We start from the raw sequence: 22,616 nt of genomic DNA, 5'->3' as shown, positions 1-22,616 counted from the left end.
GCGGGATGGCGCCACGCGGCCCACCGCCCGCGGCACGGTCAATTTTCGTCCTGATAGCGCGATGTTATCGGATAACGCCAGTCTCTGCCGAATCCTCTCTTGGTGACGCGGATTCCGACCGGGGCCTGGCGGCGCTTGTATTCATTGCGCTTGAGCATCGCCACTGTGCGACGCACCTCCGCCTCCGGGTAGCCCGCCGCGACGATCTCCCGCGGCGATTCGTCGCGCTCCATGTAGGCCTCGATGATCGCATCGAGGACCTCGTACGGCGGGAGAGAATCCTGATCCTTCTGGTCCGGCTTGAGCTCCGCCGAGGGCGGGCGCGTGATGATGTTCTCCGGAATCACCGGACCGACCGTGTTGCGCCAGCGCGCAAGCCGGAACACGAAGGTCTTGTAGAGATCCTTGAGCACCGCGAAGCCGCCCGCCATGTCGCCGTAAAGCGTGGCGTAGCCGGTCGCCATCTCGCTCTTGTTGCCGGTCGTGAGCACGATCGCGCCGGTCTTGTTCGACAGCGCCATGAGGATCATGCCGCGGATGCGGCTCTGAAGGTTCTCCTCGGTCGTGTCGGCCGGCAGGCCGCGGAACTGGTCCGCGAGCATGCCCGCGAAGGTGTTCATCGCCGGCTCGATCGGAATCTCGTCGTAGCGCACGCCGAGGTTCGCCACGAGCTCGCGCGAGTCGTCGAGGCTCATTTGCGCGGTGTAGGGCGATTGCATCATCACTGCCCGCACCTTGTCGGCGCCGAGCGCATCGACCGCAATGCACAGCGTCAGCGCGGAGTCGATGCCGCCGGAAAGTCCGATCAGGGCGCCCGGGAATCCGTTCTTGCCCAGATAGTCACGCACGCCGACCTTGAGCGCTTCGTACACTTCGGCTTCGATCGGACGTGCTTCGACCTCCTCGCCATCGGCCCAGCGCCCGTCATGCAGCCGGACGATGTCGAGGCGTTCGTCGAACGCGGACGCCTGCCATGCGAGCGTCCCGTCAGAGTTGAGTGCAAACGAGGCGCCGTCGAACACGAGCTCGTCCTGCCCGCCGACCATGTTGCAATAGACCACCGGCAGGCCGGTACCGCCGACACGCTCGCGCAGCACCTCGTAGCGGCGCTGCAACTTGTTCATGTGGTAGGGCGACGCATTGAGGCCGAGCAGCACCTGCGCCCCTTCGGCGCGCGCAAGTTCGGCCGGACCGGATTCCCACAGGTCCGCGCAGATATTCACACCGAGCTTCACGCCCTTCAATTCGAACACGCAGGCGGCCCGTCCGTGGTCGAAATAGCGTTCCTCGTCGAACACTTCGTAGTTCGGCAGGCGATGCTTGTGATAGGTGGTCAGGACCCGGCCGTCGCGGATCACCGATGCGGCGTTGTAGCGCTTGGCCTGCCACGCTTCCGGATGGCCGAGCACAAGCGTGATGCCCTGCGTGTGCTCGGCGATGCGCGCCACCTCGCGCGCGCACGCGCGGTAAAAATCGGGGCGCAGCAGCAGGTCTTCGGGCGGATAGCCCGACAAGGCGAGTTCAGGGGTCAGGACGAGGTCGGCACCGAGCGTGCGGGCTTGATCAAGGGCGCGGATGATCCGGTCGGCGTTCGCCTTCAGGTCGCCCACCGTGCAATTCAGCTGGGCAACGGCGATGGAGAGCGATTGAGCATGCTGTTTCATGGGCGCAACTATACCGCGTCGGCCAGCATCCCGGCAGCAGGACACCCGCGCGAATCGACCCCTGACCAGAGAAACCTTCTGTTACGCTTGACTGCGAGCAACCCGGACGGTGCCCGACAGAGGGGAACTAAAATGCAATCATCAAGTTCTCCTTCGGATCATTCGATGCTCATCCGCTTCGCGCTCCTCGCGTCGCTTCTCGCGCTCACCGCCTGTTCGACCATGCAGCCCCCGCCCCCTGCAGCGGGCGTACTCGAGACGCCGGCAGCCGTCGACAACAACCAGCAGCTCGAATTCAAGCTCGCAAGCGGCACCTATCGCTGCGACATGGGGCAGCGCGTCGACGTTCAACGCACTGGCGGCAATGCGAACCAGATCCAGATCGGATGGAGCGGCAAACGCTATCAGCTCGCGCGCAATCCGTCGCACTCGGGTCTCCCGCGCTTCGAGGACGATCGCAGCGGACTGGTGTGGATCGACCTGCCGTGGAAGAGCATTCTCCTCGATCGCGACACCAACAAGCCGCTCGCCAGCGATTGCAAGCTGGGGTAGGATTTCCTCCCCCGAAAATGACGATGGCCCGCTCTCTGGCGGGCCATCGTCGTCCGGCGAACGCTGTCGGGCTTAGTTGCCGGCGTTCTTGAGGCCGTCGAGGATTTCCTTCTTGGCGTCGTCGACCGAGCCCCAGCCCAGCACCTTGACCCACTTGCCCGGCTCGAGATCCTTGTAGTGCTCGAAGAAGTGCACAGTCTGCTTCATCAGCAGCTCGGGCAGATCGTCGGTGGTCTGGACCTTGTCGTACAGCGGGGTCAGCTTGGAAACCGGAACCGCGACGACTTTCGCGTCCTGGCCCGACTCGTCTTCCATCTTCAGCACGCCGACGGGACGGCAGCGGATCACCACGCCGGGCAGCAGCGGGAAGGGCGTCACGACCAGCACATCGACCGGGTCGCCGTCACCCGCGATGGTGTGCGGAACATAGCCGTAGTTGATCGGATAACGCATCGAGGTGCCCATGAAACGGTCGACGAACACGGCGCCGCTGTCCTTGTCCACCTCGAACTTGATCGGATCGGCCTGAGCCGGAATCTCGATGATGACGTTGATATCGTTCGGCACGTCCTTGCCGGCTTTCACCTGATCGAAACCCATACTTCCCTCCCGTGAAAATTTTGTGGGGCGAATTATATGTGGAAATGCCCCCCGTCGTCGGCAGCTTGAAACATTCGGCGACCAGACCGTACGGCTGGCAGCCCCGGGCGTCCCGCCCGGCACGCTATAATCGCGCGCCCTGATTGCATGAACGCCCCCGCTTCGGATGCACGCAACGCCTCCCTTGGCCTCGCCACCATCGTGCCGCCCGAAACATGGGCTGCGGGCGATCCATTGGGGATGGCTGGCTGCAGTCGCCGGCGCCCATGCCGCCGGATTTGCCGCGCTCTCGGGCCTGGGCGGCGAGCCGCAGCAAGAACTGCAACCGGCGGAAGCTGCGCCTATCAGCGTCCGCCTGCTTGCACCCGATTTCCGCCCCCGGCCCGACACGGGCATCGCATCACCGGATCCGCACGCCGCACCGACCACGCATGCAACCGTTCCCGCCCGGGGAAAGCTTGCTCCGCCGCCCGCACACACCCGCGGACGCCGACCGGATGCCCTTGCCAGCCCCCCGCCCTCCGCAGAAGCGCCCTCCCCCTCGGTCGGACAGGCAAGGCCCGAAACGCACTCGCCGCAGACCCATGAAGAACCGCGGCAGCCGGTCGGACACCCGAACGGCCCCGAGACACCCGATACATCGGCACCCGCTAACGTTGCAGGGGTTGCGCAGGCACATACCGCGACCGCTGCGGGGGCAGGGACGTCGTTCCACGCACCGAGGTACGACGCCGCCTATCTCGACAACCCGGCGCCGCAGTACCCCAAGCTGTCGCGCCGCCGCGGCGAGGAAGGGAAGGTCACATTGCGTGTGCGCGTTCGCGCCGACGGACGTGCGGAAGCCGTCGAAATCGCCCACGGCAGCGGACACCCGCGACTGGACGACGCTGCGCTCGCAACCGTGCAGTCATGGCGGTTCGTGCCGGCACGCCAGGGCGAAACACCCATCGACAGTTCGCTGCTGGTGCCCATCGTTTTCCGTCTGGACGACTGACCCCTGCAGGCGCTCGTCAGGCAGGACAGCCGAATCCGGCATCCTCCACCGCCGCGCGCATCGCCTCGACCGACACCTTCGCCGGATCGTACCGGACCACGGCCTGAGCCGCTTCGAGCGACACCTGGGCATCGCTCACGCCCGGAAGCGCCTTGAGGACTGTCGTAACGTTGCGCACGCACCCGCCGCAGCTCATGTCCTCGACCTTGATCGTCACTTCCGCCATTTCAGTTTCTCCCGAGTAATCGGCTCACCGGTCCGGTGACCAGCGCCGCAGCAGCAGCGAATTGGTGACCGCCGAAACCGAACTCATCGCCATCGCTGCCGCCGCAATCACAGGATTGAGAAGTCCCAATGCCGCGAGCGGAATGCCCAACACGTTGTAGATAAAGGCGAAGAACAGATTCTGCCGGATCTTGGACAGCGTCGCCCGCGACAGCTCGATCGCGTCGGCAACCCCGTGCAGGCTATTCCTCACGAGGGTGATGTCGGCCGCGTCGACCGCGACGTCGGCCCCGACGCCGATCGCAAACGACACGTCGGCGGCAGCGAGTGCCGGCGCGTCGTTGATGCCGTCACCGGCCATCCCGACTCGCCCATGGCCGGCGAGCGCCTTCACTGCCGCGGCCTTGTCCCCCGGCATCACGCCCGCGCGCCAGTCCTCGATACCCGTCTGGGCCGCAATCGCAGCGGCCGTCGCCGGGTGATCGCCGGTCAGCATGACCACTCGCAGGCCGCGTGCCTTGAGGCGCGCCACCGCGGCGGCAGAATCGGCGCGGACGCGGTCTGCCACGCCGATGACGCCGGCAAACACACCGTCGACGGCGATCGCCACGAGGGTCTTGCCTCCCGCCGCAATCCGCTCGCATGCGCCTGCATCCGCCGCGACCTGCCGTTCGCCGAGAAAACCGGGCGTGCCGACCACCACGTCACGCCCGTCGACGCGGCCCGCGATCCCCTTGCCCGCCACGGCCATGATGTCCACAGCAGCAGGCAGCACCACTCCCGACTCGCGCGCCGCGCGGACGATCGCCGCAGCGATCGGGTGTGCGCTGGTGGCCTCCAGGGCGCCCGCGACCACGAGCAGCTCCTCGCGACTCCAGCCGCCCGCGGGCATCACCTCGCTGACCTCGGGCGAGCCCTCGGTCAAGGTTCCGGTTTTGTCGACCGCGAGCACCTTGATCTTCTCCGCCAGCTCGAGGGCCTCGGCATTCTTCACCAGCATGCCCTCCCGCGCGCCCTGCCCCGTTCCAACCATGATCGCAGTCGGCGTGGCCAGCCCGAGCGCACAGGGGCAGGCGATCACCAGCACCGCGACCGAGCTGATCAATGCCTGCGTGAAATCCCCCGCCAGCCACCACCATCCGACGAAGGTCAGCGCGGCGATCGCCACGACGACCGGCACGAACACGGCCGCGATACGGTCCGCAAGCCGCTGCACCGGCGCCTTCGAGCCCTGGGCCTGCTCGACCATACGGATGATTCCCGCGAGCAGCGTGTGCGCCCCCACCCCGGTCGCCCGGCAGCGCAAGACCCCCTGACCATTCAGGGTCGCAGCAAAGACCCTGTCGCCCGGGCGCTTGTCGATCGGCATGCTCTCACCAGTCAGCATCGCCTCGTTGATCGCGGACTCGCCCGACTCGACCTCGCCATCCACCGGGATTGCGTCGCCGGGACGCACGACGAACCGGTCATCCGGCTGCAGCGTCTCGACGGGCACGGAAACAATCTCGCCCTCGCGTTCGACGAATGCGAGTTTCGGCTGCAGGCGCAACAGGGCATCCAGCGCCGCCGTCGTGCGTGCCTTGGCTCGGGCCTCGAGCAACTTCCCGAGCAGGATCAGCGTGATGATCGTCGCCGATGCCTCGAAATACACGTGCAGGTCGTGGCGACCGAGCAGCGTCACCACCGTGCTGTAGATCCACGCCATCGACGTGCCGAGCACCACCAGGACATCCATATTGGCGCCACCGCCGCGCAGGGAGGACCACGCGCCGCGGTAGAAGCGCGCGCCGATCCAGAACTGTACCGGCGTAGCGAGCAACAACTGCAGCCAGCGGGGGACGAGTTCATGCGCGCCGGCCCACTGCCCTCCGAACATCAGCGGCATCTGCGCCAGTAAGGGCAAGGTGAGAAGGGCCGCGATCCAGAAGCGCTGCATCTCGCGCTTCCACGTCTGCGCCTGCTGCAGGCGTTGCTGCTCGCGTGCCGCCACGCCCGTCTCGACACCCGTGAAACCCGCACGGCGCACGGCCTCGCGAATGGCCTCCGGCACGACGAGGCCAGGCTGGTAACGCAGCGTCGCGCGCTCGGTCGCGAAATTCACCGTCGCATCCACGCCCGGCAGCCGGTTCAGGACTTTCTCCAGCCGAGTCGAGCACGCCGCGCAGGTCATGCCCGAGATCGCCAGGTCCATCGTGGCCCGCGGAACATCGAAACCCGCCTTGCGGATCGCTGCGATCACCTGTTCGGGGCCGCTGGCGGGGTCCGAGAAACTCACGCGCGCCTTTTCCGCAGCGAGATTGACCGTAGCATCGACGCCCGGCAGCCGCTTCAGCACCTTCTCTATCCGCGCCGCACATGCTGCACAGGTCATTCCAGAAACCGGCAGCTCCAGCGTCGGGCTTTTCATCGTTGTCTCGGGAGCACTCATCCGCACCACTCCATTCGGCATACCTGTTTCGTCCCGGGGTCCACGCATCCCGGCCGCCGATTGCGGAACGGAACGCCTGGTGGCAGTCTAGACCCCGTACCCGAGTACGGAGTCAACTCCATGAACGACCTCACGATCGGTGCGCTGGCGAAATCCGCCGGAGTCGGCGTCGAGACCGTGCGCTACTACCAGCGCCGCGGCCTGATCCCGGCGAACGGTGCACAAAAGGGCGCGTTTCGTGTCTACGGCAACCACGAATTCGCCCGCCTGCGCTTCATCCGCCGCGCCCAGACACTGGGCTTCAGCCTCGACGAAGTCTCCGAACTGCTCGCGCTGGACGAAGAGACAGACCGCGAACGGGCACGCGCGTTCGCCCGGGCCAAGATAGCGGACGTCGAGTCCCGCATCCGCCAGCTGGAGGAGATGCGCGGCGCGCTGCAAGGGCTCGTGACCTGTTGCGAGCACACCGAGGCACCCGCCCCCTGCCCGATTCTGCATGCCCTCGCGAACGCCCCCGAGCCACCGCCCGCGCCGCGGGGCAAGACTCGCGCCCGGTCCGCCACAAAGGCGCCCTGACTGCGCTCAGACCTCGCACACGACGCCGCGCCAGAGGGCGCCGCCGAGGCTGGGCGCATGAAACAACCCGAACACGCCGAACCCCAGCACGAGCATCCCGGCGACGAATCGCACACGGCGATTGCGCGTGATGTCCCGGAAACGCTTGAACACCATGCCAGCGAGCATCAGGTTCGGCAGCGTGCCCAGCCCGAAGGCCAGCATCAGCCCTGCCCCGCGCCCGGCCGAACCGGTCACCAGCGCCGTCGTGAGCACGCTGTAGACGAGGCCGCAGGGCAGGAATCCCCACAACAGCCCCAGCGGCAGCGCCTGCCCGACCGAACGGGCCGGGATGAAGCGCGCGGTGAAGGGCTGCACGCGCTTCCACAACACCAGGCCCGCCCGCTCGACGGGCGCGAGCAGGCGGGTGAAGCCGGTCAGGTACAAACCCAGGGCGACAAGCATCAGGTTCGCCAGTATGTACAGACCCATCTGCACCGGGAGGACGCCCGAGAACAGCATGCCGACCGTGCCGAGGGCACCGAGCGCGCCGCCGAGCATCGTGTAGGTCGCAACGCGACCGAGGTTGTAGGCGAGGTGCACCGGCCACTGCCGCCCGGCGCGGCCCGGCATGTTAACGGTGAGTGCGCCGACGATACCGCCGCACATGCTGACGCAGTGCGTGCCTCCCAGAAGGCCGATCAGGAAGGCTGCGATGTAACCGGTTTCGGGCATGGCGGTAGTAGGCAAGACGGGAAAAGCACGGGACCGCGGCACGAAAAAAACAAAGCGGGCGCCCGAGGACGCCCGCACTGTATCACCTTCTCCCGGCCCGCACAGCCCGCGGCCGCGGGCAGCAGGCCCGGCTCAGATGACCTTCGAATAGCGCGCGCGCTCGCGGTCGGCGCGCAGGTAGCGGTCGAATACCATCGCGATGCCGCGCACCAGCAGACGCCCAGGGGGCAGCACGCTGATCCACTTGTCGCTGACCTTCAGCAGGCCGGCTTCCTCCATCGCCTTCAGATCCTCGAGTTCGGAGGCAAAGTATTCGTCGAACTTGATCAGGTGCGCAATCTCGATCGAGTCGATCGACAGTTCGAAGTGGCACATCAGGGCCTGGATGATCGAACGGCGCAGCAGGTCGTCGGCGGTAAGCTCGACGCCGCGCAGCACGGGCAGCTCGTCGCGATCGAGGGCATCGTAGTACTCGTCGAGCGTCTTCACGTTCTGCGAGTACACCGGGCCGATCTTGCCGATCGCCGACACGCCGAAGGCCAGCAGGTCGCACTCGGCCTGCGTCGAATACCCCTGGAAATTGCGGTGCAGGCGTCCCTGGCGCTGCGCGATCGTCAGCTCGTCGTCCGGCTTCGCGAAGTGGTCCATGCCGATATAGACGTAGCCCGCCTCGGTCAGGCGGCGGATCGCCAGTTGCAGGATCTGCAGCTTGGTGTCCGACGTCGGCATGTCGTTGATCGCGATGCGGCGCTGCGGCTTGAACAAGCCCGGCAGGTGCGCGTAGCTGTATAGCGAGATGCGATCGGGCGACAGCTGCAGCACCTGCTCGAGCGTGCGATTGAAGCTGATGATGTTCTGGCGCGGCAGGCCGTAGATCAGGTCCATGCTGATCGACTTGAAGCCGGTAGCCCGGGCCGCATCGATGACGAGTTTCGTCTCGTCGTAGCTCTGGATGCGGTTGACCGCCTCCTGCACGTCTTCGTTGAAATCCTGCACGCCGACGCTCATGCGGTTGAACCCGAGGTCGGCGAGCAGCTTCACGGTATCGAAGTCGACCTTGCGCGGATCGACCTCGATCGAATACTCGCCGTTGGGCACCAGCGTGAAACGTCTGCGCACCGAATCCATGAGCTCGCGCAGCTCATCGTGCGACAGGAAGGTCGGCGTTCCGCCGCCGAGGTGCAGCTGCGTCACCTGATGGCTTCCGCCCAGTACAGCAGCCTGCATCTCGATTTCCTTATCGAGATATTTCAGATACTTGGCGGAACGCGCGTGATCCTTGGTGATGATCTTGTTGCAGGCGCAGTAGTAGCAGATCGTGTTACAGAACGGGATGTGGAAGTATAATGAGAGCGGTTTACTCACGCCCCCGACGCCGCGTTGCGCCAGCCAGTCCCGCAATGCACGAGCATCGAACGCTTCGACGAAGCGATCAGCCGTCGGGTAGGACGTGTAGCGCGGCCCGTTGATGTCGAACCGGCGAATCAACTGCTGGTCGAACACAAGATCTTTCTGACTGGTCATGGTTGTATCGCTTGAGTGCATTCCGTACGATCTCAAAAAGCCGCAGTTTCGTGGTTGACGTGGATCAACGGTCCATTCCGCCGGACGCCTGCCACTTCTCGGTCGATGTAGAAGGAACGATATTATCGTGCAAATGAAGGCGACGGTGCCGATTACAGTTGCGAGTCTGAAGGTCGCATGTTCCCAGTGCAACCTTGTCGAGTTGTGCCTGCCGTTCGGGATGTCGGAATCGGAAATCGACCGTCTCGACGAACTCGTCGGCGCGCGCCGCAAGATCAAGCGGCAACAGCATCTGTATCGCGCGGGCGATCCCTTCGAAGCGATCTATGCGATCCGCGCCGGGTCGTTCAAGACCGACGTGCTGCTCGAGGACGGGCGAGAGCAGGTCACCGGCTTCCAGATGACAGGCGAGATGCTGGGCCTCGACGGCATCAGCACCGAGGCGCACTCCTGCAACGCAATCGCGCTGGAGGACAGCGAAGTCTGCGTGATCGCGTACGGCAAGCTCGAAGAGCTGTCGCGGGTGGTCGAGGGGCTGCAGTTGCAGTTCCACAAGGTGATGAGCCGCGAGATCGTGCGCGATCATGGCGTGATGACGCTCCTCGGCTCGATGCGTGCGGAAGAGCGCTTGGCGGCCTTCCTGCTCAACATGTCGCAACGTTTCACGGCGCGCGGCTTCTCTCCGGCGGAGTTCCACTTGCGCATGACGCGCGAGGAGATCGGCTCCTATCTCGGCCTGAAGCTCGAAACGGTATCACGCGCCTTTTCGAAGTTCCAGGACGAGGGCCTGATCGCAGTGCAGCAGAAGCACATTCGCATTCTGGACATCGTCGGCCTGAAGCGGCTGATCCAGCACCCTTCGTCACGCCCCTGACGGGACGCTCCCCTTTCGCCCGGCAGATCGCCGGCTTCGTGCGCTATTGACGCCGCCGCGCGGTCATCGTTCCCGACAGGGCGGCGATGTCCTGCTCTGAGAGCAGAGCCCGTGCGATCGGCAGCAACTCCCCCTCCTCGCGCTGGATGTGACGACGGTAGGCATCGGCGAACGCCTCGACGTCTGCCGGTGACAGCTCGGCGTTTTCACCGCCGGCGATGCGCTCGAGCCGCGCCCGCATCCGCGCCCAGCCGGCAAAGAGCTTCTGGTGATCGGCCAGTATCCAGTCGATGAGCGTGCCGAGCTCTGCGCGCCGGGCTTCATCGGCACGTGCCCGCAGGACGGGAAGGAGGTCGTCCTCCTCGTCCTGATGGTGCTTCACGGCAGCGACATCGAAGTAGCGCATCACGTTGCTCGCCGCCTGCTGCGCCTGCCGGTCCGGACCATGCTCCGGCAGCCAGGCGGCGAGCCGCGCCAGAGTCGCAAGCTGCGCTTGCAGGCGCTCATGGCAGGCTTCGAGCATCTCGAGAGGCGTCTCGAAACCCGGGGATGAAGGAATCAGCGAATCGGTCATCGGAACACTCCGGCAAACGCGAGGAATCCTGCCGGGTCCTTGCTGAGAGCCACCGACACGATCCATGAAAAGGTAAGCAGGGCCGCGAACAGCGCCAGCACCCGGACGCGCATGGTGCGCCCCCAGCGCAGCGCTGTCGCGCCAAGCAGTATATAGACGACAAGCGCGGCGACCTTTGCCGTGACCCACGGCGCGACGAAGGGATACTGGCCGCTCATGGTCGCGAGCGTGATCGCGCTGCCGAAAAACACGCTGTCGATGACATGCGGCAGGGTGCGCGTGACGCGGTGATCGAGCAGCGGACTTCTCCGCATCATCCAGACCCCCTGCAGCAGGAAGCCGCTGATGCTCAGGACCGCGCACAGGACGTGCAGGTGCTTGATCGCCGGATACATGGCACTCAGCCCGGGCGTCCGTCGCTGCGCGGGCGCCAGTAGATCGGCAGGTAGCGCGACGCCCATGCGCCGAACACGCCCAGCCAGCCGAGCACGGCCAGCAGCATGACGACCGCCGACGAGCCCGCGGGGACGAGTTCCGCGGCAATGCGCACGACCACGACCCCTTCGAGACCGAGGAACAGCCCCCAGGTCAGACGATCCGCCGCGAGCTTGCGGCCCGAGTGCCCGAGGGTCACCCGCGACACCATCGCCATCAGGACGGATCCGAAGAATCCGACGCCCAGTGCGTGCAGCGGCGCCATTCCCAACACGCGGTAACCCAGCAGGGACGCGAGTCCCTGGATGGCGAAAAGCGCCAGCGCGATTCCAAGCCAGAGGAAACCGATGTGCAGCATCCCGAGCAGAGGCACCTTCATCGCCGGGACAGGCCTCCACTTCCATGACAGCCACAGGGCCGCGACGGCGGCCGGAGCATCCACGATCCAGCGCAGGGATTGCAGTTCCGCGACATCGAGCCCGGCATGCAGCACGCTGCCGCCGACGACGAGCACCATGACCCACGGCGGCCGCACCATCACGTAGGCCGGGATCACGCTGCTCGAAAAGAACGGCACCATGCGGTGGCACACGCCGAAGAACACCGGCAGCAGCGAGCAGAACACTGCAAGCTCGATCGCGACGCGCGCCCAGACCGGATTGCCGGTCAGCGCAAAGCCTATCCAGGCCAGCACGGCAGCCATCCCGGCGATCAGTGCATAGCACACGAGACGGGCATGCAGCGCCTCAAGGTCGCCGTGATGCGCGACCTGCCACAGGATGCGCTGCACCCCGCCCCATCCGGCAAGTACCAGCACCAGACCCGGAACGACAAGGCCGGGCACGACCATGCCCACGATGGCCAACGCCCATCCTGCCGCCAGCAGGCGCCAGGACCATACCCAGCGCCCCGACGCGATCTCGTCGTAGCCCTGCCAGCGCGGCATGGCAGTGAGGAGAAAGCCGAACATGAAGAATGGAAACACGCCGCTCGTCACGAGCAGGGCGTGCATCCACCCCGGCGGGAGCATCCAGGCGACTGCCGGCAGCAGTCCCGCACGCGCTCCAAGCTCCAAGGCCCACATCGCAAAGCTGACGAGAAGCATCACCCCGCCGGACAGGAACATTGTCCGGTGCGGCGCAACAAACAGCATGAATGAGGTGGAAGCGGGCTTCTCCGGCGCCTGCATCTTGTCTCCTGTCGCCCCCAGCGGAGACAGTTTGCGGGACGCCGGGTCGCGGCCCGTGTTGGGTTGCGGGTTAAAATGCACAAGTTTCTCCACGGAGTCCGAAATGCCCAACCGTCCAGTCGATATTCCCACCGCACTGCGCCAGGTTTCTTTCTTCAGCGAACTGACCGCAGAGGAGATCGACCGTGTTGCCCGCTTCACCCGCGAACGCCACCTCGAGAAGGGCGAAATCCTGTTCCAGCGCGGCGATCCCGTGCATGGCTTCTACTACATCGCCTCGGGTCAGATAAAGCTCGCGGTTTCGTCGGCGCAGGGTAACGAAAAGGTGGTCGAGATCATCAGCCCGATGCACACTTTCGGCGAGGCCGTGATGTTCCTCAACCGTCCCTACCCGGTTTTCGCCGAAGCCCTCACGTCGACGCAGCTGCTGCACATCGGCCAGGCCGTGGTGTCCGAGCTCATCGACCAGGATCCGGGATTTGCGCGCAAACTCCTCGCCGGCATGGCAATCCGCCTTCACGGCATGATCCAGGACGTCGAGACCTATTCCTTGCGCTCGAGCATGCAACGCGTGATCGGCTACCTGCTGCAGCAGGTCGATAGCGAAAGTGGCGTCGCCTGCGACATCGCCCTGCCGACCAGCAAGCAGGTCATCGCCTCGCGGCTCAATCTGACGCCCGAAACACTGTCGCGAATTTTTCACGACCTGTCCGAAGCGGGACTCATCACGGTACACGGCAAACACATCTCCCTGCTCGACCCCGCCCGCCTGGCCCGCCATCAGGGCTGACCGGCACCCGTTAGCGGGGTTTGCCGAGGAATTCTCGGTGCGCAGGCCCCGTGTGACCTTGACAGGGGTCAATCGGGCGAAACCACCCGGCCCCGCCTACGGATCCAGCCGCCGACCGGAGCGAGGATCAGCGCTCGAGGACGTACTGGCCGGGTGCTTTCGAAAGTTCGGGAAATGCCTCGGACGCGGCCGGACGGGCCTCGACAAGCTCGCCACAACGCGGTTTGAGCCAGTCCATCCAGTCCCCCCACCAGCTGCCGTCATGCTCGTCCGCGTGCTTGCGCCAGTCGTCGGCCTTGTCCGTGCGGCGCGCCGCCGCCGCCCAGTACTTGCGCTTCGGCGGATTCACCGGCGGATTGACGATGCCGAGGATATGGCCCGAGCTCGACAGCACGAAGCGCCGGGGGCCGGTGACGAGGTTGTTGATGCGATACGCCTGTTCCCACGGCGCGATGTGGTCGTCTTCGGCCGCCACGGCATACAAGGGCTGAACGATGCGGGACAGATCGATAGGCTGCCCGGATATCGTCAGCCCATCGACCGCGATCAGACGATTCTCAAGGTAGAGTTCGCGCAGGTACCACGAATGCATCGCATAGGGCATGCGCGTGGCGTCCATGTTCCAGTACAGCACGTCGAACGGAGCAGGCGCCTCGCCATACAGCCAGCCGTGCACGACGTAGTGCCAGATCAGGCTGTTGGAGCGGAGCAGGCGGAAGGCCGATGCCATTTCCTTGCCTTCAAGAAAGCCCTTGCGGGCCATGTTCTCCGACAGGTAGCGGACGCTCGCCTCATCGATGAAGACCTCGATGTCACCCGGACGATGAAAGTCCACAAGGGTCGTGAACAGGGTCCAGTCGGCCACCGGCACCTCGTCCGCCGCGAAGCGGCGATTTGCCCACGCCATGTACATCGCCAGGGCCGTCCCTCCGATGCAGTAACCGACAGCATGCACCTTCGGCGCGCCGGTCAACCTGCGTGCCGTTTCGACGATGGCGTGGACGCCATCCTCCAGATAGCTGTCGAAGGTGACGTCACGCATCGACGAGTCCGGGTTCTTCCAGCTCGTGATGAACACGTCCAGGCCCTGATCCAGCAGGTAGCGGACCATGCTCTTCTTCGGCGTGAGGTCGAGGATGTAAAACTTGTTGATCCAGGGCGTGACGATCACGACCGGCTCCGCATGCACCTTCGGCTGCGTCGGCGCGTAGTGGATCACCTCCAGCAGACGGTTGCGGAAGACGACCGACCCCTCGGTCGTGCCCAGAGTCACCCCCACCTTGAAATCGCCTGGACTGCTCAGGCGAATCTCGCCCGCCTCGAGGTCGGCGAGCATGTTGCGCACACCGTCCGCAAGGCTTTCGCCCTTCGTCTCGACGGCCTTGCGGATCGCAACCGGATTCGTCCAGAAGAAATTGGTCGGCGCAACGGCGTTGAGCCACTTGCGCCACCAGAACGCAGCGCGGCGACGCTCCTTGCTCGAGAGCCCCGGCGTGTCGAAGAGCATGTCCTGCATGTGGTGCGTGAGGGCGAGGTACCACTCCTTCGTCAGGTCCCACGTCGCCGAATCGGTCCACGCGGAATCGGCAAAGCGCGCATCGTCGGCATTGGGGACGACGGGATCCTTGCTGGCGAGCCCCATCGCGCGGCAGGCGGAATGCCACTGCAGGCGCCACAGATCGCTCGAGAGCTCCACCATGCGCTCGGCGAGTTCCTGGGGATGGGATAGCCATGCGAGCTGCGCATGCACGATGGGAGCCGCCATCCCCAGCGGATCGAGACTTCCTTCTACACTGTCGTGGATTTCTCGCAGCGCCCGCCGGACGGACCGCGGGGGATCACCTGAACCGTGTTTCCTGATTGCCGTTCCGTTCTTCATTCCTGGACGCTCCCGCACTTCTCGATGACGCTCAAGTCAAACTATAACAGCGCCCCGCAACGGGAACCGTGACATGCGGCCAGCCCAGTTGCTCATCGACGGCATCGGCAAGCGCAGATGCTGCTTGCTGTTCACCATGCACGACAAATGTATGCCGCGGCGGCCGCACGAACTTCGACAGCCATGCCAACAGGGCCGGCTGGTCGGCATGGGCGGACAGGCCACCAATCGTGTGGATCTCCGCCCGCACCGGTACCCGCTCGCCGAACAGGGTGACCGCACGGGCACCATCGACCAGGCGCCGGCCCAGCGTACCGGCCGCCTGGAAACCGCAGATCACGACACTGCATTCGCTGCGATCGATGTTGTAACGCAGGTGATGCTTGATCCGACCGGCCTCGCACATTCCGCTGGCCGAGATGATCACCAGTCCCGAGCGCTCGTTGTTCAGCGCCTTCGACTCTTCCACGTCCTGAACGAATCTGAGGCGCATGCGCTCGCCGTGCGCGCGAATCCATTCCAGCAACTCGCGCGTCTCGTCGTCCCACAGCTCGTCGTAGCGCAGCGTGAGTTCCGTGACCGCTGAAGCCATGGGCGAATCGACAACGACATCGAGCGCATCCACCTTACCCTGACGCACGAGGTTCGCCAGCACGAACACCATTTCCTGCGTGCGGCCAACCGCAAATGCCGGAATGATGACGTTACCCTTCCTGCGCTGCAGCGTGTCCCGCAGGACCGCGATCAGCTCCCTCTCCGTTTCAGCCATCGCACGGTGAGCGCGATTGCCGTAAGTCGACTCGACGACGAGGAAGTCCGCCTCCGGCACGGGAGTGGGATCGCGCAGTACCGGTCTGGCCGGCTGCCCGAGGTCGCCGCTGAACACCACCTTGCGCACAACGCCACCCGATTCGATATCGAGTTCGATCACCGCCGATCCGAGGATGTGCCCGGCGTCATGGAAACGGCATCGGACTCCCGGGTGCGGATTCAGCTCTTCGCCGTACGCCACCTTGCGCAGGCTCGTCAGGCTCGCCCGGGCCTGATTGACCGTATAGAGGGGCCCCGCCACGTAGCCGCGACGCAGATTTCGCTGGCGCTTGCCCCGGTTGATCCACTCCGCCTCCTTTTCCATGATGTGCGCGGAATCGAGCAACATCACGCCCAGCAGGTCAACAGTCGCTGCCGTGGCGTAGATCCTGCCCGTATAACCGAGCGACACAAGCCGCGGGACAAGACCCGAGTGATCCAGGTGGGCATGCGTCAGTAGCACGAAATCGACTCCGCGCAGATCGAAGTCGAGCGCCTGCAGATTCTTCCGGTCCGCATCCCGTCCGCCCTGGAACAGGCCGCAGTCGACGAGAAACGTACCGCCGTCGTAGTGCAGACGCGCACACGAGCCGGTAACTTCGCCGGCCGCCCCGAAAAATGTCAGATCCATGCTGCCTCCCACATGACCGTTGACTGCATGACGCGACAGCGACGAAGCTTGACGGGAATCAACAGCCTGGCTGCATTACCGTCGCTTTCGCACAAGCGGGCTCGCTATAATCGAGCCGTCCTTGCAAAACATTAGGAGATGCACGATGTTCAAGCACATACTGGTTCCCACCGATGGCTCTCTGCTTTCCGAGAGCACCGTGGCCCGTGCCGTGTCCTTCGCGAAGGACGCCGGTGCGCGTATCACGTTCTTCTATGCACAGCCCGACTTTCCCATGCCGATATACGGGGAAGGAGCGTTGATCGATCCCACCACGCCGGAGCAGTTCAGCAAGGCTGCCGCGGATGAGGCACAACGCATCCTCGATGCGGCGAAGAGCGCCGCCGATGAGGCAGGCGTCGCCTCCGACTCCGACACGATCGTCAACGAAGTACCGTATGAAGCCGTCATCGACGCCGCCCAACGCCATGGCTGTGACCTGATCTTCATGGCGTCGCACGGGCGTCGCGGCATCGCCGGCCTGCTCTTGGGCAGCGAGACGCAGAAGGTTCTCACCCACAGCAAGATCCCCGTACTCGTATACCGCTGACCCGCAGCGGACTGCGGACCAAATGCGCATCGGGCAGCGAAGGATCGCAGCCCGATGCCGACATTACGCCTTCCTGTTGATGTCCGCGGCGCTGCGCTGAAAGAACAGCGTCAGCAGGCTGGACGCTGCTCCCACCAGCCAGAATCCGAAGAAGCCGACCGAATATGTGGCCGTGAGCGAGTAATGCACGGGTTCGCCGAAGAGGTAGAGCTCCTGCGGATCGATCACCGCGAAGAAGACGGCCTCGGCAAGGCCGGCCACCAGAAATGACGGCCACAACACCTGTATCCATTTCAGCATTGCATCCCCTGGGCAGCGGTCAGGACTTGACGGGAACGATGCGGACCACAGAATCGGCCGGAATGTTCGCCGACCCGTTCATGCGCCAGTTGTGCGACTCGTCCTCCACCTGCAGCAGCCACCGTCCGGAAGACAGCGGTGCAAGCGGTGCCGCAAACACGCCATCACGACGCTTGAGCACTAGAACCTGGTCCATCCCGGCACGAGTCGGATGGGAAATCGTCAGCACGACGGTGGGCGGAAGTGGCGCATTGGCCGCGGACGAAAGTTCAAGCGTCACCTCGTCGGAGCGCAGCCTGACGTCGGCGAGCAATCCCAACTCTGCAGCCTTCAGCGACCGGGCGATCGTCTTTTCAATCGCCTTGCCCTCCTGATAATAGTCATCGACGACCAGACCGTCCCAGGAGGTCACCGCAAGCCACAGGGTCACCATCCCGGCGACCACGGATGCGGCAGGAACGGCGATCAGGAACCAGGGCCAGCCCTGCCGATACCAAGGTTCCAGAGTCTTGTGCATGTTTGCACTTTGCATGCGTCTACTCCTGATTAGCGCGGAAGGAGGAAAGTTGTACGTTCGCGGACGGCAACACCGGGGTCGCCCGGAACACCGAACTCGAAAACGATCTCGTGGCTACCCGGCGTCGCCGCCTCGGGCGGCACCTGCACCTGCACCGTTACCGATTCGGTCATGGCCGGCTTGATCTCGAACTCCTGCTGCCCTTCCAGCCGGATGCCCTCCAGACCGGACACGCGCACCACGACCGGGCGTGTGACCTCCTGCATGTTCATGATGCGTAACTGATAAACGTTCTCGATCAGTCCGCCCGGGACTTCGCGCGCCAGCGTTGCACGATCACGAATCACATCCACACGCAGGTCCGACCGCATTGCCAGGCTCCAAACCGTCGCCAGCAGAATCAAAGTCAGAACGCCGCCGTAGATCAGCGTGCGCGGACGCAGCACGTGCCGCACGATCTCGCTCCTGCCCCAATGACGGCGTACCGCATTCTCCGTCGAATAGCGGATCAAGCCGCGGGGATAGCCCATCTTGTCCATCACCTGATCGCAACCGTCGATGCAGGCGCCACACCCGATGCACTCGTACTGGAGCCCCTGGCGGATGTCGATACCCGTGGGGCACACCTGCACGCAGATGCCGCAGTCGATACAATCCCCCACTCCGACACTGCGTGGATCTACACCCTTGCGCCGGGTACCGCGCGGCTCCCCCCGCTCCTCGTCATAGGTGACGACGAGCGTATCGGCGTCGAACATGACGCTCTGGAAACGCGCATAGGGGCACATGTACTTGCACACCTGCTCGCGCATCACGCCCGCGAACAGATACGTGAAACCGCCGTAGAACAGGATCCAGAACAGCTCCCACGGTCCGAAGCCAAAGGTCCTGGCGGACTGCAGAAGCTCCGCGACCGGGGTGAAGTAGGCGACGAGCGTGAAACCCGTCCACAGGGAAAACACCCCCCACGCCGAAAACTTGGCGGCGCGCAGGCCGAACTTCCGCGCATCCATCGGAGCGGTCTCGAGCTTGCGACGCTTGTTGTGATCGCCCTCGATCTTCTCTTCGATCCACATGAAAATCTCGGTGTAGACCGTTTGCGGACAGGCATATCCGCACCACAGACGACCGGCGATCGCGGTAAAGAAGAACAGGGCGCAAGCCGAAATTATGAGCAGGATCGCAAGATAGAACACGTCCTGGGGCCAGAAGACCCAGCCGAAGATGTAGAACTTGCGTTCGGTGAGGTGGAACAGGACCGCCTGCCGGTCGTTCCAGGTCAGCCATGGCAGGCCGTAATAGATGATCTGAGTCAGCCAGACGAAGGCCCAGCGCCAGTTTGCAAAGACTCCTTTCGCCGACCGGACATGAATCTTCTGCCTAGCCACATACAGATCGTCGCCTTGCTCTTCCCGAAGCTGCGATTTCGAGACCACGCGCACGCGTACCGGATCGCTCATTATCGCTATATCCGTATCTTCTGATTTACCGGTGACAATTTTCCCCGGGGCATGCCCCGGGGACCAAGCAGCACTGCAACTAACTCAGGATTTCGACTTACTTGGCGACAGCTTGGTTCGACAGGCTATAAACATACGACGCCAGCAGATGAACCTTGGCCTCGCCGAGGAACTCGCCGAATCCGGGCATGCGGTTGGTGCGTCCAAGTTGCACGGTCTCCGTGATCGTGGCTTCCGACGAACCGTACAGCCAGTCGCTATCGGTCAGGTTCGGAGCACCCATTGCCTGGGTTCCCTTCGCCTCGGGACCGTGACACGCGACGCAGTTCTGCTGGAAAAGCTCCGCGCCGCGCTGGGCGCGCAGCGAATCGTGGGCGAGACCTGACAACGAACGCACGTAGTTCACGACGTCCTTGACCCCGTCCGGCCCGAGCACCGGTCCGAACGGGGGCATCATGGCCTGACGCCCGCCTGTGATTGTGGTCTTGATCGTCTCGGGCTCGCCACCCCAGTTCCAGACCTTGTCGCTCAGGTTCGGGAAGCCCTTCGCACCGCGGGCATCCGCCCCGTGGCACTGGGCGCAGTAGGTCACGAACAGGCGCTTGCCGGCTCCGCGTGCTTCCTCGTCGGCCGCGACCGCAGGGATTTCCATGCCTTGGAACTTGGCAAAGATCGGGGCGTAACGCTGTTCGGCCTGCCGCATTTCGGTTTCGTACTGACCGACGGCACTCCAGCCCAGCACACCTTTCGTATTACCAAAACCCGGATACATCGACAGATACACGACCGCAAAGATCAGCGTGATCCAGAAAAGGTATAACCACCAGCGCGGCAGCGGGTTGTTGTACTCGGCCAGGTTTTCGTCCCACACGTGGCCGTGCAGTTCCACCGGCCCGGTTTCCCGCTTGTTGTTCGACATGAGCACGAACAGACAGAACAGCAAGCTCAGGCCCACCAGGCCCATCACATACGCGTTCCAGAAGCCGCTAATAAAGTCAGCCATTTTTATCCTTCCTTGGTGTGCCGTCCCGCAGCAAGGGACGGCGCATCGTCATCGGTGAAGGGAAGTCGCGCCGCCTCCTCGAAACCTGCCCGCGCACTCTTGCTGTATGCCCATACGCAGATCGCGACGAAACAGGCGAGACCGAGCACGGTGATAAGGGATCGGAAATCGTTGATATCCACGGCGCGTCTCCTTTTTCTTACTTGAAGTTCGACAGAGCGATGCCCAAGCCCTGGAGGTAGGCCACGATGGCATCCATTTCCGACTTGCCTTCGAGCGCAGCCCGCGCACCGGCGATTTCCTCGGCGGTGTAAGGGTGTCCCAGCTTCTGCAGCGCGTGCATTTTGTCCTCGATGTCGTCGGACTTGACCGGGCGCAGCAGCCACGGGAACGCGGGCATGTTCGACTCAGGCACGACATCGCGCGGATTGTTCAGGTGTACGCGGTGCCACTCGTCCGAATAGCGGCCGCCGACTCGCGCGAGGTCCGGACCGGTACGCTTCGAACCCCACTGGAACGGACGGTCGTAGATGAACTCGCCTGCGACCGAGTAGTGGCCATAGCGCTCGGTTTCCGCACGGAAGGGTCGGATCATCTGCGAGTGGCAGTTGTAACAGCCTTCGCGCACATAGATGTCGCGTCCGGCCAGACGCAACGGATCGTACGGCTTGACGTCTAGCGGCTTGCCGGTGCGGTCGATCGCGGTTGTCGTGGTCTTCTGGAAGAACAGCGGGACGATCTCGACGAGACCGCCAACGCTGACCGTCAAAAGCGTCAGCACGATCAACCAGCCGACGCTGCGCTCGATAAATTCGTGTTTCGATTGAGCCATGTTCTGTCTCTCCGATTATGCGTGGGCAGCAGCGGGGGCGACCACGGGCGCCTCATACGCCTTCTCGCCTGCCATCGTCCGGACCATGTTGTAGAACATGATGAGCATGCCGGTCAGGAACAGGACACCGCCCAGCAGGCGGATCGTCCAGAACGGGTAGCTCGCCTTCACGCCCTCGACGAAGGAATAGGTCAGCGTTCCGTCCGGGTTCGTGGCGCGCCACATCAGACCCTGCATCACACCGGCAATCCACATGGAAGCGATGTACAACACGATACCGATCGTCGCGATCCAGAAGTGTGCGTTGATCAGGCCGACCGAGTACATCTGGGTCTTGCCGTACATGCGCGGGATCAGGTAGTACATCGAGCCGATCGAGATCATCGCAACCCAGCCCAGAGCGCCAGAATGGACGTGGCCGATGGTCCAGTCGGTGTAGTGCGACAGGGCATTGACCGTCTTGATCGACATCATCGGACCTTCGAAGGTCGACATGCCGTAGAAGGAAAGCGCGGTGATCAGGAACTTCAGGATCGGATCGGTGCGCAGCTTGTGCCATGCGCCCGAGAGGGTCATCACGCCGTTGATCATGCCGCCCCACGACGGCGCCAGCAGGATCAGCGAGAAGATCATCCCCACCGACTGGGTCCAGTCGGGCAGCGCCGTGTAGTGCAGGTGATGCGGACCTGCCCACATGTAGGTGAAGATCAGCGCCCAGAAGTGAACGACCGACAGGCGGTAGGAATAGACGGGGCGCTCGGCCTGCTTCGGCACGAAGTAGTACATCATCCCCAGGAAGCCCGCGGTCAGGAAGAAACCCACCGCATTGTGGCCATACCACCACTGGATCATCGCGTCCTGAACGCCGGCATAGGCGGAGTAGGACTTGGTCAGGGTGACCGGGAGTGCAGCGCTATTGACGATGTGGAGCAGCGCAACCGTGAGGATGAAGCCACCGAAGAACCAGTTCGCAACATAGATATGACTGGTCTTGCGCTTGGCGATCGTGCCGAAGAACACGATCGCATAGGACACCCACACCACGGCGATCAGGATGTCGATCGGCCACTCGAGCTCGGCGTATTCCTTGCCGGAGGTGAAGCCCAGCGGCAAGGTAATCACCGCCAGCACGATCACCAACTGCCAACCCCAGAATGTGAAGGCCGCCAGCTTCGGCGCGAACAGCGGCGTGTGACACGTCCGCTGCACGACGAAATACGAGGTCGCGAACAGCGCACAGCCACCGAAGGCAAAGATCACTGCGTTCGTGTGAAGCGGACGCAGCCTGCCGAAATGCAGCCACTCGCCCAGATTGAGCTCGGGCCAGACAAGCTGCGCCGCGACGATCACTCCCACCAGCATGCCCACCACGCCCCATACCACGGTCATGATGGAGAACTGGCGGACGACGTTGTAGTTATAAGTCGCCTGCGATTGCATGGAACTCCCCTTGAGA

Annotated in this window: 24 protein-coding genes; 6 read left to right on the top strand and 18 right to left on the bottom strand. The window is 64.0% G+C overall.

What is annotated here, in order from left to right; genetic code table 11:
• Positions 1-38: 38 nt before the first annotated feature.
• Positions 39-1,664, bottom strand: coding sequence for an NAD+ synthase (locus tag F464_RS0117995; RefSeq protein WP_018991237.1), 1,626 nt, complete (start codon positions 1,662-1,664; stop codon positions 39-41).
• A 165-nt stretch (positions 1,665-1,829) separates the two neighbouring features.
• Between F464_RS0117995 and F464_RS0117990 the strand changes: the two genes are divergently transcribed.
• Positions 1,830-2,216, top strand: coding sequence for an MliC family protein (locus F464_RS0117990; protein WP_018991236.1), 387 nt, complete (start codon positions 1,830-1,832; stop codon positions 2,214-2,216).
• A gap of 72 nt (positions 2,217-2,288) precedes the next feature.
• Here the strand turns inward: F464_RS0117990 and ppa are convergent, their stop codons facing one another.
• Positions 2,289-2,816, bottom strand: a complete 528-nt coding sequence (gene ppa / locus F464_RS0117985; RefSeq protein WP_018991235.1) for an inorganic diphosphatase — start codon at positions 2,814-2,816, stop codon at positions 2,289-2,291.
• 166 nt (positions 2,817-2,982) lie between these two features.
• On the opposite strand from ppa, the gene F464_RS31895 reads away from it, so the two are divergent.
• Positions 2,983-3,810 carry an energy transducer TonB gene (locus F464_RS31895; RefSeq protein WP_084600532.1) on the top strand — a complete coding sequence of 276 codons (828 nt, stop codon included), beginning with the start codon at positions 2,983-2,985 and terminating at the stop codon, positions 3,808-3,810.
• 16 nt (positions 3,811-3,826) lie between these two features.
• Here the strand turns inward: F464_RS31895 and F464_RS0117975 are convergent, their stop codons facing one another.
• The gene (locus F464_RS0117975; RefSeq protein ID WP_018991233.1) at positions 3,827-4,036 is read right to left on the bottom strand and encodes a heavy-metal-associated domain-containing protein; all 210 of its coding nucleotides are present in this window, start codon (positions 4,034-4,036) and stop codon (positions 3,827-3,829) included.
• A gap of 24 nt (positions 4,037-4,060) precedes the next feature.
• Complete coding sequence (locus F464_RS0117970) at positions 4,061-6,442, bottom strand: heavy metal translocating P-type ATPase (RefSeq protein WP_040395449.1); 2,382 nt, start codon at positions 6,440-6,442, stop codon at positions 4,061-4,063.
• A gap of 141 nt (positions 6,443-6,583) precedes the next feature.
• Between F464_RS0117970 and F464_RS0117965 the strand changes: the two genes are divergently transcribed.
• Entirely contained in the window at positions 6,584-7,039 is a 456-nt protein-coding gene (locus F464_RS0117965) for a MerR family DNA-binding protein (protein ID WP_018991231.1), read from the top strand.
• A 6-nt stretch (positions 7,040-7,045) separates the two neighbouring features.
• Here the strand turns inward: F464_RS0117965 and F464_RS0117960 are convergent, their stop codons facing one another.
• Positions 7,046-7,753, bottom strand: a complete 708-nt coding sequence (locus F464_RS0117960; protein ID WP_018991230.1) for a sulfite exporter TauE/SafE family protein — start codon at positions 7,751-7,753, stop codon at positions 7,046-7,048.
• 132 nt (positions 7,754-7,885) lie between these two features.
• Positions 7,886-9,277 (bottom strand): oxygen-independent coproporphyrinogen III oxidase, encoded by a 1,392-nt coding sequence (gene hemN, locus F464_RS0117955; RefSeq protein WP_018991229.1) that lies wholly within the window; start codon positions 9,275-9,277, stop codon positions 7,886-7,888.
• Positions 9,278-9,410: 133 nt separating this feature from the next.
• Between hemN and fnr the strand changes: the two genes are divergently transcribed.
• Positions 9,411-10,151, top strand: coding sequence for a fumarate/nitrate reduction transcriptional regulator Fnr (gene fnr / locus F464_RS0117950; RefSeq protein ID WP_018991228.1), 741 nt, complete (start codon positions 9,411-9,413; stop codon positions 10,149-10,151).
• A gap of 43 nt (positions 10,152-10,194) precedes the next feature.
• On the opposite strand, the gene F464_RS0117945 is transcribed toward fnr, so the two are convergent.
• The 3 genes from F464_RS0117945 to F464_RS0117935 are packed head-to-tail and all read right to left on the bottom strand — an operon-like array spanning position 10,195 to position 12,349.
• Positions 10,195-10,725, bottom strand: a complete 531-nt coding sequence (locus F464_RS0117945; protein WP_018991227.1) for a hemerythrin domain-containing protein — start codon at positions 10,723-10,725, stop codon at positions 10,195-10,197.
• Complete coding sequence (locus tag F464_RS0117940) at positions 10,722-11,120, bottom strand: SirB2 family protein (protein ID WP_018991226.1); 399 nt, start codon at positions 11,118-11,120, stop codon at positions 10,722-10,724. The genes F464_RS0117945 and F464_RS0117940 overlap by 4 nt, the downstream gene beginning before the upstream one ends.
• A 5-nt stretch (positions 11,121-11,125) precedes the next feature.
• Complete coding sequence (locus F464_RS0117935) at positions 11,126-12,349, bottom strand: NnrS family protein (protein ID WP_018991225.1); 1,224 nt, start codon at positions 12,347-12,349, stop codon at positions 11,126-11,128.
• 103 nt (positions 12,350-12,452) lie between these two features.
• Between F464_RS0117935 and F464_RS0117930 the strand changes: the two genes are divergently transcribed.
• Positions 12,453-13,139: a Crp/Fnr family transcriptional regulator gene (locus tag F464_RS0117930; RefSeq protein WP_018991224.1), complete on the top strand. Its 687-nt coding sequence runs from the start codon at positions 12,453-12,455 to the stop codon at positions 13,137-13,139.
• 127 nt (positions 13,140-13,266) lie between these two features.
• On the opposite strand, the gene F464_RS0117925 is transcribed toward F464_RS0117930, so the two are convergent.
• Complete coding sequence (locus F464_RS0117925) at positions 13,267-14,904, bottom strand: PHA/PHB synthase family protein (RefSeq protein ID WP_018991223.1); 1,638 nt, start codon at positions 14,902-14,904, stop codon at positions 13,267-13,269.
• 145 nt (positions 14,905-15,049) lie between these two features.
• Positions 15,050-16,459, bottom strand: coding sequence for an MBL fold metallo-hydrolase RNA specificity domain-containing protein (locus F464_RS0117920; RefSeq protein WP_018991222.1), 1,410 nt, complete (start codon positions 16,457-16,459; stop codon positions 15,050-15,052).
• 145 nt (positions 16,460-16,604) lie between these two features.
• Here F464_RS0117920 and F464_RS0117915 point away from each other — a divergent pair, with 145 nt between their 5' ends.
• Positions 16,605-17,048 carry a universal stress protein gene (locus F464_RS0117915; protein WP_018991221.1) on the top strand — a complete coding sequence of 148 codons (444 nt, stop codon included), beginning with the start codon at positions 16,605-16,607 and terminating at the stop codon, positions 17,046-17,048.
• Between the two features lie 63 nt (positions 17,049-17,111).
• Here F464_RS0117915 and F464_RS0117910 read toward each other — a convergent pair whose 3' ends face one another.
• The 7 genes from F464_RS0117910 to ccoN all read right to left on the bottom strand — a co-directional run bounded on the left by F464_RS0117910 (position 17,112) and on the right by ccoN (position 22,600).
• The gene (locus tag F464_RS0117910) at positions 17,112-17,348 is read right to left on the bottom strand and encodes a hypothetical protein (protein WP_018991220.1); all 237 of its coding nucleotides are present in this window, start codon (positions 17,346-17,348) and stop codon (positions 17,112-17,114) included.
• A gap of 19 nt (positions 17,349-17,367) precedes the next feature.
• On the bottom strand, positions 17,368-17,880 hold the full coding sequence (locus tag F464_RS0117905) for a FixH family protein (RefSeq protein ID WP_018991219.1): 513 nt from the start codon (positions 17,878-17,880) through the stop codon (positions 17,368-17,370).
• Positions 17,881-17,894: 14 nt separating this feature from the next.
• Entirely contained in the window at positions 17,895-19,325 is a 1,431-nt protein-coding gene (gene ccoG / locus F464_RS0117900; protein WP_018991218.1) for a cytochrome c oxidase accessory protein CcoG, read from the bottom strand.
• Between the two features lie 97 nt (positions 19,326-19,422).
• Positions 19,423-20,328 (bottom strand): cytochrome-c oxidase, cbb3-type subunit III, encoded by a 906-nt coding sequence (ccoP, locus tag F464_RS0117895; RefSeq protein WP_026296115.1) that lies wholly within the window; start codon positions 20,326-20,328, stop codon positions 19,423-19,425.
• 2 nt (positions 20,329-20,330) lie between these two features.
• Positions 20,331-20,510, bottom strand: a complete 180-nt coding sequence (locus F464_RS0117890; protein ID WP_018991216.1) for a CcoQ/FixQ family Cbb3-type cytochrome c oxidase assembly chaperone — start codon at positions 20,508-20,510, stop codon at positions 20,331-20,333.
• Positions 20,511-20,527: 17 nt separating this feature from the next.
• Positions 20,528-21,160 (bottom strand): cytochrome-c oxidase, cbb3-type subunit II, encoded by a 633-nt coding sequence (gene ccoO, locus F464_RS0117885; protein WP_018991215.1) that lies wholly within the window; start codon positions 21,158-21,160, stop codon positions 20,528-20,530.
• 15 nt (positions 21,161-21,175) lie between these two features.
• Positions 21,176-22,600 carry a cytochrome-c oxidase, cbb3-type subunit I gene (gene ccoN, locus F464_RS0117880; protein ID WP_018991214.1) on the bottom strand — a complete coding sequence of 475 codons (1,425 nt, stop codon included), beginning with the start codon at positions 22,598-22,600 and terminating at the stop codon, positions 21,176-21,178.
• Positions 22,601-22,616 lie beyond the last annotated feature (16 nt).

This window comes from Aromatoleum toluclasticum ATCC 700605 (assembly GCF_000378245.1).
Taxonomy (GTDB): domain Bacteria; phylum Pseudomonadota; class Gammaproteobacteria; order Burkholderiales; family Rhodocyclaceae; genus Aromatoleum; species Aromatoleum toluclasticum.
Note: the sequence above shows the minus strand (reverse complement) of the source record. Positions and strands in the feature narration are given on the sequence as shown.